The sequence below is a fragment of the Thalassovita mediterranea genome, from assembly GCF_001458435.1.
In the GTDB taxonomy this organism is placed as follows: Bacteria; Pseudomonadota; Alphaproteobacteria; order Rhodobacterales; family Rhodobacteraceae; genus Thalassobius; species Thalassobius mediterraneus.
On sequence record NZ_CYSF01000006.1, the window covers coordinates 225,275 to 237,362 of the forward strand.

At 57.9% G+C, this 12,088-nt stretch carries 12 protein-coding genes, 1 tRNA gene and 1 pseudogene; 6 read left to right on the forward strand and 8 right to left on the reverse strand.

The features are described 5' to 3' along the window. Positions 1 to 2: 2 nt before the first annotated feature. From TM5383_RS05010 to TM5383_RS05020, 3 genes are all read right to left on the reverse strand, one after another. Positions 3 to 899, reverse strand: coding sequence for an ABC transporter permease subunit (locus tag TM5383_RS05010; RefSeq protein WP_058317941.1), 897 nt, complete (start codon positions 897 to 899; stop codon positions 3 to 5). Between the two features lie 12 nt (positions 900 to 911). Continuing rightward, positions 912 to 1,793 (reverse strand): ABC transporter permease subunit, encoded by an 882-nt coding sequence (locus TM5383_RS05015; RefSeq protein WP_058317942.1) that lies wholly within the window; start codon positions 1,791 to 1,793, stop codon positions 912 to 914. 76 nt (positions 1,794 to 1,869) lie between these two features. Continuing rightward, positions 1,870 to 3,174 (reverse strand): extracellular solute-binding protein, encoded by a 1,305-nt coding sequence (locus TM5383_RS05020; protein WP_058317943.1) that lies wholly within the window; start codon positions 3,172 to 3,174, stop codon positions 1,870 to 1,872. A gap of 238 nt (positions 3,175 to 3,412) precedes the next feature. Here TM5383_RS05020 and TM5383_RS05025 point away from each other — a divergent pair, with 238 nt between their 5' ends. Continuing rightward, entirely contained in the window at positions 3,413 to 4,405 is a 993-nt protein-coding gene (locus TM5383_RS05025; RefSeq protein WP_058317944.1) for a LacI family DNA-binding transcriptional regulator, read from the forward strand. Positions 4,406 to 4,455: 50 nt separating this feature from the next. On the opposite strand, the gene TM5383_RS05030 is transcribed toward TM5383_RS05025, so the two are convergent. Beyond that, positions 4,456 to 4,532 (reverse strand) — tRNA-His (locus TM5383_RS05030). A 216-nt stretch (positions 4,533 to 4,748) separates the two neighbouring features. On the opposite strand from TM5383_RS05030, the gene TM5383_RS05035 reads away from it, so the two are divergent. Then, on the forward strand, positions 4,749 to 4,934 hold the full coding sequence (locus TM5383_RS05035; protein ID WP_058317945.1) for a DUF6324 family protein: 186 nt from the start codon (positions 4,749 to 4,751) through the stop codon (positions 4,932 to 4,934). A gap of 33 nt (positions 4,935 to 4,967) precedes the next feature. Here TM5383_RS05035 and TM5383_RS05040 read toward each other — a convergent pair whose 3' ends face one another. Next, positions 4,968 to 5,435: an MmcB family DNA repair protein gene (locus TM5383_RS05040; protein ID WP_058317946.1), complete on the reverse strand. Its 468-nt coding sequence runs from the start codon at positions 5,433 to 5,435 to the stop codon at positions 4,968 to 4,970. A 60-nt stretch (positions 5,436 to 5,495) separates the two neighbouring features. Beyond that, positions 5,496 to 6,692, reverse strand: coding sequence for a pyridoxal-phosphate-dependent aminotransferase family protein (locus TM5383_RS05045; RefSeq protein ID WP_058317947.1), 1,197 nt, complete (start codon positions 6,690 to 6,692; stop codon positions 5,496 to 5,498). 177 nt (positions 6,693 to 6,869) lie between these two features. Here TM5383_RS05045 and TM5383_RS05050 point away from each other — a divergent pair, with 177 nt between their 5' ends. Continuing rightward, complete coding sequence (locus TM5383_RS05050; RefSeq protein WP_058317948.1) at positions 6,870 to 7,556, forward strand: tyrosine-protein phosphatase; 687 nt, start codon at positions 6,870 to 6,872, stop codon at positions 7,554 to 7,556. Beyond that, positions 7,553 to 9,538: an ABC transporter ATP-binding protein gene (locus TM5383_RS05055; RefSeq protein ID WP_076399943.1), complete on the forward strand. Its 1,986-nt coding sequence runs from the start codon at positions 7,553 to 7,555 to the stop codon at positions 9,536 to 9,538. The genes TM5383_RS05050 and TM5383_RS05055 overlap by 4 nt, the downstream gene beginning before the upstream one ends. Here TM5383_RS05055 and TM5383_RS16500 read toward each other — a convergent pair. Beyond that, positions 9,474 to 10,088 (reverse strand): annotated as a pseudogene (locus TM5383_RS16500) (TIGR04283 family arsenosugar biosynthesis glycosyltransferase); the annotation flags it as partial. The gene TM5383_RS05055 and the pseudogene TM5383_RS16500 overlap by 65 nt on opposite strands. A gap of 73 nt (positions 10,089 to 10,161) precedes the next feature. Here TM5383_RS16500 and ygfZ point away from each other — a divergent pair. Then, positions 10,162 to 10,893, forward strand: coding sequence for a CAF17-like 4Fe-4S cluster assembly/insertion protein YgfZ (gene ygfZ / locus TM5383_RS05060; protein ID WP_058318388.1), 732 nt, complete (start codon positions 10,162 to 10,164; stop codon positions 10,891 to 10,893). A 78-nt stretch (positions 10,894 to 10,971) separates the two neighbouring features. Here ygfZ and efp read toward each other — a convergent pair whose 3' ends face one another. Further along, positions 10,972 to 11,535: an elongation factor P gene (gene efp / locus TM5383_RS05065; RefSeq protein ID WP_058317949.1), complete on the reverse strand. Its 564-nt coding sequence runs from the start codon at positions 11,533 to 11,535 to the stop codon at positions 10,972 to 10,974. A 219-nt stretch (positions 11,536 to 11,754) separates the two neighbouring features. On the opposite strand from efp, the gene TM5383_RS05070 reads away from it, so the two are divergent. After that, entirely contained in the window at positions 11,755 to 12,075 is a 321-nt protein-coding gene (locus tag TM5383_RS05070) for a DUF6280 family protein (RefSeq protein ID WP_058317950.1), read from the forward strand. Positions 12,076 to 12,088 lie beyond the last annotated feature (13 nt).

A 12,088-nucleotide genomic window follows, 5' to 3' on the forward strand; every position in this document is an offset into this window, starting at 1 on the left:
CCTTACTTGTCGGATTCCGTCAGGCCCTTGACGAACCAGCTCTGGAAGAAAATCACGATGAAAACGGGGGGCAGGATGGCGATCAGCGCCAAGAGATTGGAGCGCCCATATTCCGGCAGGCTGGCGCCTTCTAGCACCTGAGTGATCTGCTTGATGCCGCGCACCAGCGTATACATGCCCTCATCGGTGGTGATCATGGTCGGCCACAGGTATTGGTTCCAGCCAAAGACGAACATGATGATGAACATCGCCGCAATCATGGTGCGCGACAGCGGCACCAGAATGTCGATGAAGAACCGAACCGGCCCTGCCCCGTCGATGCGTGCGGCCTCAACCAGCTCTTCCGGCACGGAGCGGAAAAACTGGCGGAAGAAGAAGGTTGCCGTGGCCGAGGCGACCAGCGGGATGATCAGACCCTGATAGGTATTCAGCATCCCCAGTTTCTGCACCACCTCATAGGACGGCAGAATGCGCACCTCCAGGGGCAGCAGCAGCGTGGTGAAGATCAGCCAGAACGCCGCCGTGGCGAACCTCAGGCGGAAGTAGACCAGCGCATAGGCGGCAATCATGCCCAGCGCGATCTTGCCCACCGCAAAGCCGATGCCAAGGATGAAAGAGTTCAGCAGCATCCGCACACCAGTGTTTTCGCCGGAAAACCCGCTCGCCTCAAACATCGCTTTGTTGAAGTTGTCGGGCAGCGCATTGCCAATTTTCAGCTGCGGCCCGTGCTTGATAATCTCTGCATCCGGCACGGTGGTGGTTTGCATCACGATCAGAAGCGGCACCAGCATGAACAGCGATCCAGCGATCAGCACCGCATGGTCCGCAATGCGGCCCCAGCGGATGCGTCGCTTGGGCGCCGTTGCTTGCGGGGCTGTGGTGAATGTTGTGTCAGTCATATCAATGTCCCCTCAGGTATAATGAATGCGGCGTTCAACCAGCCGGAACTGGAACACGGTCAGCGCCAGAACCAGCACCATCAGGATCACCGACTGCGCGGACGATCCGCCCAGATCATTGCCGCGGAAGCCATCGACATAGACCTTGTAAACAAGCGTCATCGGGTTGTTGCCCGGTTCGCCCTTCACCAGCGTGTCCACCACGCCAAAGGTATCAAACAGCGCATAGGTGATGTTGGTGATCAGCAGGAAGAAGCCCGTGGGCGCCAACAGCGGAAAGGTGATGTCCCAAAAACGGCTCATCCCCGAACGGTTGTCGATCAGCGCTGCTTCGCGCACGGAACGCGGAATGGATTGCAGACCGGATAGGAAGAAGATGAAGTTCACCGGCACCTGTTTCCAAACCGACACCAAAACCATCGCAAAGGCGGTGTCGTTGAAATTGACCCCCAGCACAAAATCCCAGCCAAACTGACCGAACAGACGCGTCAACGGACCAAAGGTCTGGTCAAACATGATCAACCCGATAAAGCCCGCAACCGGCGGCGCCACCGCGTAGACCCACATCAACAGCGTGCGGTAGGTCTTTGCGCCATGCAGCACATTGTCAGCTTTTACCGCCAGCAACAGCGCGATTGCCAGCGACAGGAAGGTAACCAGCAGGGTGAAGATCACGGTGAACCACGCCACCTTGCGATATTCCGCACTGCCAAACAGGTCAGCGTAGTTTTCCCAACCCACAAAGGTCGAGCCGAACCCAAAGGGATCCTGCAAATAGAACGAAGACTGCACCGCATGGGCGGCGGGCCAGTAGAAGAAGATGGCGATGATCAACAGCTGCGGCAACAGCAAGAGGATCGGCAGCCATTTCACGCTAAATCCAGCACGTTTCAAGGGGAGGCCTTTCAAGTAAAAACTGGCGGCTGCGAGGGTACGCAGCCACCAGCGTGTTTCGTTTCAAAACCGGCTATTAGCTTTGGGTTTTGGCGAAGCGGGCCAGCAGTTTGTTGGCTTCGGCTTCGATGTTCTTGAACGCGGTTTCTACGTCGGTTTCACCGGTCAGGATGCGGCCGTATTCACGGTTCATCACGTCACGGATCTGCACGTAGAAGCCCATGCGGTAACCTTTGGTGTTGTCACCGGCAGGCATCTGCAGCTGCTGGATGCCAACCTCAGCCGCGGGGAAGCGGGTGTAGTGACCGTCAGCTTTCGCTTTTTCATAGGCCGCTTCGGTGATCGGAACGTAGCCGGTCGCCTTGTGCCAGTAGTACTGGGTGTCAGCCGAGGTCAGGAAGCGGAAGAATTCTGCGGTTGCTTTGTTTTCTTCGGCGGATTTACCGGCCATTGCGAACAGCGACGCGCCACCGATAAAGGTTTGGGTCGGCTCTTTGGTCACGCCTTCCCAGTAGGGCAGGTAAGTGGCGGAAAATTCAAACGGCAGGTCTTTCTTCAGCAGGCCACCGAAAGAGCCGGAGGAGCCCAGCCACATGGCCACTTCGCCCTCTTCGAACTTCGACTGGTTGTCGCCCCAACCGGTGCCGAACCATTCAAAGAAGCCTTCTTTCTGCCACTCGGTTACGGCAGTGAAGTGCGCTTTGATCGCGTCGTTGTTCACCAGAATTTTGGTGTCGGTGCCGTTGTAGCCGTTGTCGTTGGTGGCAAACGGCAGGTTGTGGCGCGACATGAAGTTTTCGGTGAAGATCCACGGCAGGTGCGACTGTGCCAGTGCGGTGTAACCGGCGGCCTTCAGTGCAGGTGCGGTGGTGGTCTGGAATTCTTCCCAGGTCTTGGGCGCGGTCACACCGGCTTTTTCCAGCGCGTCTGCGTTGTAGTACATGATCGGGGTGGAGGAGTTGAACGGCATGCCGATCATCTTGCCCTCGGTGTCGGCGTAGAAGTAACGCACGCCCGCGATGTAGTCGTTGATGTCAAATGCAACGCCGTTGTCGGCCAGCAGGTCCTGAACCGGGATGGTTGCACCCTTGGCGCCGATCACGGTGGCCGCACCTGCGTCAAACACCTGCAGAACGTTCGGCTGTTCACCAGCGCGGAACGCGGCGATACCGGAGGTCAGGGTTTCTTCGTAGGTGCCTTTGAAGACGGGGGTGATTTTGTACTCATCCTGGCTGGCGTTAAAATCCGCCGCGATCTGGTTGACGGTGTCGCCCAGTGCGCCGCCCATTGCGTGCCACCAGGTAATTTCGGTTTCCGCGAATGCGACGCCAGCGGTCATGCTCAGCGCAACGCCCAGGCTTGCGGTTTTGTAGAAGCTCATCTCAGTCTCTCCAAGAAGGGGCTTTCCCCCAAGTGTCCTTTTGTCGGCGCACGCAGCGTGACACCAACCCCACACGGGCGGCCAATCCTTTGGCAGCGGCCCTGCGCACACGTGTTCACCTAAAGAGACTCGGCAACACTCCTGTGACGCAAATGTTGATTTTTTGTAACAAGCCAAAAAATCGAAGATTTTAAGCAAGGCATTGTATAGGTTCATCAAAACGAGAGGATAGCCCGACGTGCAACGCAATCGCAGAGTGACCGCAACCGATGTAGCAGAAGCCGCAGGCGTGTCACGTTCCGCAGTTTCGCGCGCCTTTGCCCCAAATGCCTATCTTGATGGTGAAAAACGCAAACTGATCCTGACCACAGCGCTGAAACTGGGCTATCGACCCAACGCGCTGGCCGCCAGCCTGCAGGGCAAACGCAGCAATCTGGTTGCTGTCGCGGCGGGCGGCATGAACAACCTTTATAATGCAGAGTTTACAGCGAAATTGGTGGCGCGCCTGAATGCAGCAGGCAAATGGCCGATCGTCATCGGCGGATCAGAGGCCGTGCTAGACGATGCGATTCTGCCTGCCCTCAGCTATCCGCTGGATGCGTTGATTGTGCGCGGCTCTTCTCTGTCAGCGCAGGTGTTTGAAGACTGTGCCAAACTGAACATCCCGCTGATCTTTGCCGGCCGCATCCTCAAAGGGGCGCAGGTTGACTGCGTTTCGTGCCACAACAGCAACGGCACCGCCGCGGCCGCCCGCCATCTGATCGCCCGCGGCCGACGCAAATTCGGATTCATCAGCGGCCCCGCAGGCCTGTCTTCGTCTTCAGATCGACTGGAAGGGATTCGATGCGCCCTGCGCGAGGCAGGTTTGTCGCTGATCGCGGAAGCCCCCTGCAACTACACCTACGAAGGCGGGCGGGATGCAGCCACATCGCTGCTAACACAATATGATATAGATGCATTGATCTGCGCGAATGATGCGTCGGCTTTGGGCGCCCTATCGGCCGCGCGCTACGAGCTGGACCGCGACGTTCCGAATGATTTGTCGATCGTTGGCTTTGACGACATCGCGCAGGCCAGCTGGCCAGAATACAATCTGACCACCCTACGCAATCCACTGGATCAAACGATGGATGAGATCCTGCGTCTTTTGCAGGCCAGATTGGATGATCCTGATCGCCCTGCGGAACAGGTGCTGATTGCGCCACAACTTATTACGCGCAAAACAGACTAAAAACTCTGTCGTTACAGTGTCATAGTCGCGGAATATTGTGTGGGAGGAGATGGTACCGCCTCCCCGGCTCGAACGGGGGACCTCTGGATCCACAATCCAGCGCTCTAACCAACTGAGCTAAGGCGGCACTGAGGGGCGATTTACAGTCACCAATCAGGGAATGCAAGCCCGTTTGGTGGATATTTCTGCGCTTTCTTCACCTTCTATTTGGCCCTTCGTTTCCTTCAACAGCACACGCCCTGAAAAACAAGGGCTTTGCACCACATTCGGGATCCAGCGGCGCAAATCTTGCCAAACAGCGCGCAAACCGCTAGCTGGGGTCGCAGACAAAGGAGAGCAGACAATGGGTATCAACACCGAACGCGATATCGAAGCCAACCTGCAAATCGGCCCCACCGATCACGGCATGGTGCGCCTGTTCATTGAGGCGGGTGACTTGGAAATTCCTATGGATTTTTCCCCCGAAGAAGCCGAAGAAATCGCCGAAGAAATCCGCGCCGCAGCGCAGGCCGCCCGCGCGGTAAAATAAGTGTCTGATCCGTGCCCTGTAACATCACAGCCTTCAGGGGCGCGGATCACGCAAAGATAATAGGCGGCGCGCGGCATCGCTGGCGAATTTATGCGTCAGCTTCTTACGCCGTGCCGCAGCCAGTTTGTCCTCTGGACCCATGCGGATGATTTCACCGCCATAGGCATCTGCGATCATCAGACCCGTTTCATCAGGCAACAGTTCAGTTGGAAAATCGGCGTCGACCGCCCAGAAATAACGATCGCAAAACTCAAGATAACCCTGCCATTTGTTATCCGACTGAAAATCGGCGCGGCTGGATTTGCATTCGATGATCCAGATTTCGCCCTTCGGCCCCAATCCCATTACATCGACGCGCAACCCGCGTGTTGGCACGAACTCCTCAATAGACACAAAACCATAGCCGCGCAGCGCACGGGAAACCCCGCGCGCCAGCAATTGACCAGGCTGCATTTGTTGCAGGGGAATCAGATCATCGATTGGCAGGTCATCATTGGGCATGGGGCAATCATGAACATTTAGCGAACATTTGCAAGCGCGCCGCGTTCACCCCTAGCCTGATTAGCCCGCTGCGATAACCGCACTTGCCGCTTCCAACGCGCCGGAGCCATGCGGGATCTCTTCTGCCTTGAAGGCCATATCGATCGCGCCCAGCGCCCCCATCACCATTTGCGGATTCAGATGCCCCATGTGGCCGATGCGGAAAAACCCCTGACCTTTGGGGTCGTCTTTTTCAAACATACCCAGCCCGATACCCAGCGTCACACCTGCATTCTGTTCGGTCCAGGTGCGCAATTTTGGGCCGTAGGGCAATCCAATGCGCAGGGACGTGACCGCGCGCGAACGATGCGCAGGATCCGCTACATTCAAAGTCAGCGGTCCACCCTGCCCCCATGCGTCACAGGCCACCCAGATCGCCCGCGCCAACAGATCGTGGCGCGCCCAGACATTTTCCATGCCTTCGTCCATCAGCATATCAACCGCAGCTCGCAGACCATACAGGTGATGCGTCGGTGCCGTGCCGGTGAAGTATTCATAAAGGTATTCCGGCGCCGCGCGTTTGGTCCAATCCCAATAGGCTGACACACGCGCCATTTTCCGACGCACCTCTGCCGCTTTGTCATTGAAGAACACAAAGGCCACACCGGGCGGGGTCATTAGCCCCTTCTGGCTGGCAGCAACCATGACGTCGACGCCCCATGCGTCCATTTCGAAACGGTCACAGCCAAGCGATGCAATACAATCCGCCATCAACAGCGCCGGGTGCCCGGTGGCATCCAGTGCCGCGCGCAACGCGGCCATATCGTTCAGAACACCGCTAGACGTGTCCACATGGGTCGCCAACACCGCTTTGATTTTATGCTCTGTGTCCTCTCGCAGAACCTGTTCCAACTGTGCAGGATCAAAGGGCGACTGACGTCCGAAATCGACCATTTGGGTTTTGACGCCCAAACTGCGGGCAATCTCCGCCCAGCCATGCCCGAACCGTCCAGTTGCGGGGACCAGAACGGTATCACCTTCACTTAGGACATTGGCCAAGGCCGCTTCCCAGACGCCGTGTCCATTGGCGATATAGATGGCGACGTGGTGCTGCGTACGTGCAACCTTGCGCAGGTCGGGGATCAAACTGTCGGTAAGGTCGACCAGTTCGCCTTCGTAAATGTTAGGCGCCGAACGATGCATCTCGCGCAGCACGGCCTCGGGCATGACCGAAGGTCCGGGAATAGCAAGATAGTGTTGTCCGTTGCGCAGGCTCATTGTGGTCTCCATATATCGTTGGGCAGACCCTAGCGGAGGAATATTCCGCGTCAATATCGTGGGAAACACATCTCGTGATGTGGCTGATCTACAGCGCTGATGTGATGCTTTCTGCGGCTTTGCTTGCCAGAGTGAAACCAGACCACTAAAAGTCCGCGGAACATAAGGACAGATCCAATGGGTATCATCAAAAAATTCAATGATTTTGAGCGCGGGCGCACCCTGCCCTCGCCCCTGGATCTGAACAATCCAGAGCATCGGAAAAAGGCGGAATATCACTTCCGCTGGGCAGATCATGCTGTGCTGCGCACGTATTGGACCAATTTTGCCGAAATCGCCCCAGGCGCATATCGCTCCAACCAGCCAGATCCGGCCCGTTGGGAAGAGTATGCCCAAATGGGCATCAAATCGGTAATTAACCTGCGCGGCGTGTCCGAAAAGGCACCACATTTTCTCTTCGAAGAGGAATGCACCAACCGGCTGGGCATGACGCGCTATGATCTGTCATTTGGCGCACGTGCAGCCCCCAAGGTACAGACCCTGCTGTCCCTGCTGGAGATTTTCCATAAGATCGAGAAGCCGTTCCTGCTGCACTGTAAATCCGGTGCAGACCGCGCAGGTCTGGCAAGCGCGATCTATCAACACGCTATCGCGGGCCGTCCGATTGAAGAGGCGCAAAAAATGCTGTCGTTTCGGTTCCTGCATTTGAAATTTACCAAGACAGGCATCCTGGACCTGTTTTTGGCCCAATACGCGGAACGCCACATCGAAACCGGCATCGAGTTTGAAGATTGGGTCCGCACAGAATACGATCCAAAGGCATTGCAAGACGCATTTTCAAAACGCCGGATCATCCCGCTATGAACGCCACCCCAGAAAACACAGCAGCACAGGACACACCCGTCGCCCAAAATGACGCTGCGCCGTTGCCTGCCGCGTCCGCGTCCGCGTCCGAGGAAAATGACGGTCTGGATGGGGCCAGCAGCCGCGTTTTGTTGCTGTGGCTTTGGCATGGGTACCTGAAGCAGTATATCGGCTGGCTGGTTCTGGCGATTGCACTGATGGCCATCGAAGGTGGTATGCTGGGCGCGATGAGCTGGATGATGCAGCCGATGTTCGATCAGGTCTTTGTCGCCGGCACCCCCGGTGCAATCTGGTGGGTTGGTGCGGCCTTCTTGGGCATTTTCACCCTGCGCGGTGTGTCCTCAATCGGGCAAAAGGCGCTGTTGGCCTACATCTCACAAAAATCGGCGGCCAAGCTGCGCACTGACATGCTGGCGCACCTGATGCGTCAGGACGGCGGTTTTCATCAGGCACATCCCCCGGGATTTCTGATCCAGCGCGTACAGGGCGATGTTGAGGCGATCAATCAGGTCTGGGGCGTAGTGATCACTGGCGCAGGTCGTGATCTGATGGCGTTGATTATTCTGTTGGGCGTGGCACTGGGCACTGATTGGCAATGGACGCTGGTGGCCTGTGTGGGCATCCCGCTTTTGGTTCTGCCCAGCCAGCTGGTGCAGGGTTTCGTGCGCCGCCGGTCACGTCAGGCACGCGATCTGTCGGCCAGGCTATCGACCCGTCTGGATGAGGTGTTTCACGGCATGGTTCCGGTAAAGCTGAACCGGCTGGAGGACTATCAGTCAGACCGCTACGGCAAACTGACCGATGATCTGGTCACCGCACAGGTCCGCGCCCGTATTGGTGAGGCCGCGATTCCCGGCCTGATCGATGTTATGGCGGGCATCGGCTTCCTTGGCGTGCTGGTGTTCGGCGGGGCCGAGATTGCATCGGGCGAAAAGACAGTGGGCCAGTTCATGACCTTCTTCACCGCGATCGGTTTTGCCTTTGAACCCCTGCGTCGTCTTGGCGGGATCAGCGCCACATGGCAATCCGCTGCCGCCGCGATTGAACGGATCAAGGAACTGCTGGACACGCAACCGCGCCTGACCTCCCCTGCCAAACCAGTTGCTGCGCCCAAAGGCATGCCCAATGTGGAGCTGGAGAATGTCCGCCTGTCTTATGGCGACACAGAGGTGCTGCGCGGCGCGACCCTGACCGCCCCTGCGGGCAAGACCACCGCCCTTGTCGGGGCATCCGGTGCGGGGAAATCCACCATCTTTAACCTGCTGACCCGTTTGGTTGATCCTAAAGCCGGCGCTGTAAAGGTCGGCGGTGTCAAAACGCAGGACATGACACTGTCCGACCTGCGCGGGTTGTTCAGCGTGGTAACACAGGACGCTGCCCTGTTTGACGAAACCCTGCGCGAAAACATCCTGCTGGGTCGCAACGATGTCAGCGATGCGGAACTAAAGCGCGCACTGGATGCGGCGCATGTCAGCGACTTCTTGGCAAAACTGCCGCAAGGACTGGACACACCCGTTGGCCCGCGCGGCTCTGCCCTGTCCGGTGGTCAGCGTCAGCGCGTTGCTATTGCCCGCGCGCTGCTGCGCAACAACCCCGTGCTGCTGCTGGATGAGGCAACCAGCGCGCTGGATGCACAATCTGAGAAAGTCGTTCAGGACGCGCTGGACCGTCTGGCCAGCAACCGCACCACGCTGGTCATCGCGCACCGTCTGTCCACCGTACGCAACGCCGATAAGATTGTGGTTATGGACAAGGGTCAGGTGGTGGACGAAGGCACCCATGACGAACTGCTAGGGCGCGGCGGCATCTATGCCGATCTGCACCAGCTGCAGTTCAAGACCGACGGGCCGACTGCCGATAAGATTGCGCAAGAGCGTGCGGGTCGGCGCCGCAAAAGTAGCGCAGCAAAATCCAAAGGTTCCGACGACCACGGCGAAACCACCCTTCTGTCACGTATTTCGCGCCGCTTGTTCGGACGCTAATGGAAAGGGCGCTTAGGCGCCCTTTCAACGCCCGCGCCATCGCCACATCCTCCATCAACGGCTGATCGGGGAAGCCACCCACCTGATCATATAGGGCACGGGAAATCAGCAGCGCCTGATCACCGTAAGGCAATCCAAACATACGCGACCGTAGGTTTGCCCAACCGGCAACCCATTTGGCCCGCAGACCACGTTCTGCAAAGGACAGACGGAAATAGGCGGCACGCTCCGGCGCCTCCTCAATATGGGCCAGCACATGATCGGACCAACCGGCAGGCAGTTCGGTGTCCGCGTGCAGAAACAACAGCCAGTCGCCCTCAGCCACCTCTGCCCCACGCCGCATTTGACCACCGCGTGAGGGCGCACCGGTGATCAGCTTCGCGCCCACCTCTTCGGCAATCCGTACGGTATCGTCCGTTGATCCGGCATCAGACACCACCAATTCGCGGATCACACCGGCCTGCAAGCCCTCCATCAACGGCGGCAAGCTCACAGCCAGACCGGCCGCCGCATTCCACGTCGGGATCACCACAGAAACCGCTGCCCGCATCTTTTCGCCCCTACCCTGTTGTCCTTGCCTGCCATCGCTATATTACAGAGAGACGCGCAACGGGAGCCAAGACGTGACAGACCGCAAAATTTTCCGCCTTTCCGGCGAAGACAGCCACAGTTTCCTGCAAGGGCTGGTGACCAACAATGTCGATAACGTCAAAGACGGGCTGGTCTATGCCGCGCTGCTGACGCCGCAGGGCAAGTATATGGCGGATTTCTTTATCGCCGCCGATGGTGACGACCTGCTGATTGATGTCGCCGCCGATCTGGCACCAATGCTGTTTCAGCGCCTCAGCATGTATAAACTGCGCGCCAAGGCAGCGCTGGAAGAAACCGACCTCCAGGTGCAACGCGGCACAGGCGATGCACCAGAAGGTGCACTTGCAGATCCACGTCACGCGGCGCTTGGCTGGCGGCTCTATGGCGCTGAGGGTGGTGATGACGGCACCGACTGGACCGCACTGCGCGTGGCACATTGCATCCCAGAAACGGGGGTAGAGCTGACGCCGGACACCTTCATCCTAGAGGCTGGGTTTGAGGCGCTGAACGGCGTTGATTTCCGCAAAGGCTGCTACGTGGGCCAAGAGGTCACCGCACGGATGAAACACAAAACCGAACTGCGCAAAGGTCTGGCGCGGGTCACTGTCACCGGCGAGGCTGCAACAGGGGACAAAATCCTGAACGGTGAGAAAGAGGCCGGAACGCTGCTGAGCCGCGCGGGCGACGAGGCCATCGCCTACCTGCGTTTTGACCGTGCGGAGGGTGAGATGCAGGCCGGTGATGCGGTGGTGCGCCGAATCTAACCGCCGCCACGAGGCACTGCACAAAACAAAAGGCCGCCCTAGACAGGACGGCCTTTCTCATTTCCCATAAACGGGCCATTAGGCGCGTTCGGAATATTCCATGGTTTCGGTGTTCACCACGATCATTTCGTCCTGTGCCACGAACGGCGGGACCATGACGCGCACGCCGTTGTCCAGAACCGCAGGCTTGAACGAGTTAGCAGCGGTTTGGCCCTTTACGACCGGCTCAGTCTCAACGATCTGGCAGGTCACTTTCTGCGGCAGGGTCACGTTCAGCGCCTCAACGTCGTAGTATTCGATCACGACAGTCATGCCATCCTGCAGGAACGGGCGGCGATCGCCTAGCAGATCCGCAGGCAGTTCGATCTGTTCAAACGTCTCGGTGTCCATGAACACCAGCATGCCGTCGTTTTCATAAAGGAACTGCTGATCTTTTTGTTCCAGACGCACGCGCTCTACCTTGTCGGCAGAGCGGAAGCGTTCGTTCAGCTTCGAGCCGTTGCGCAGGTTCTTCATCTCAACCTGAGCAAAAGCGCCGCCTTTACCGGGCTTTACGTGTTCCAGTTTTACGGCAACCCACAGGCCACCTTCGTGTTCCAGCACGTTGCCGGGGCGAATTTCATTTCCGTTGATCTTAGGCATGTAACAAAACCATGGCGAAAGGTTGAAGGGATTTTGGCAGCACCTATATCTTGCGTAGCGCCCCAAGGCAAGGAGACGGATTTTGGGGCAGGCATTCGCAAGCCATGCACCAGACGCATGGAAGCCATGCAATAGAAGCCTATCCGAATCAAACGCAATCGGTCATAAGGCCCCTCACGCCAGAAACACAAGACCAATAATAAAACAAGGACGATCCCAATGCAGGACTTCGTTGACGGCTCCGCCTTTAACAATGAACAAGGCAACCGAGCCCGCAAACTGTTTGCAGCCGTTGTGTTGGCTGCGCTGGACGATGCCATTTCTGATGACAAGAAATATGGCAACGGCCCTGAACAAATCGCCCGCTGGGCGCGCTCGCGCGATGGCCGCGAAGTGCTGTCCTGTGCCGGTATCGACCCCAACGAACGTGTTGTACAGGGTCTGATGGAATTTGTTGGCAAAGGCATCCGTACCTCTGTTGCGCTGTCGCGCGAAGAGAGCGAGCGCCGCAATGCCGCGCAACAGGCCGAAGCGGCCTGATCCAACTGCTGCC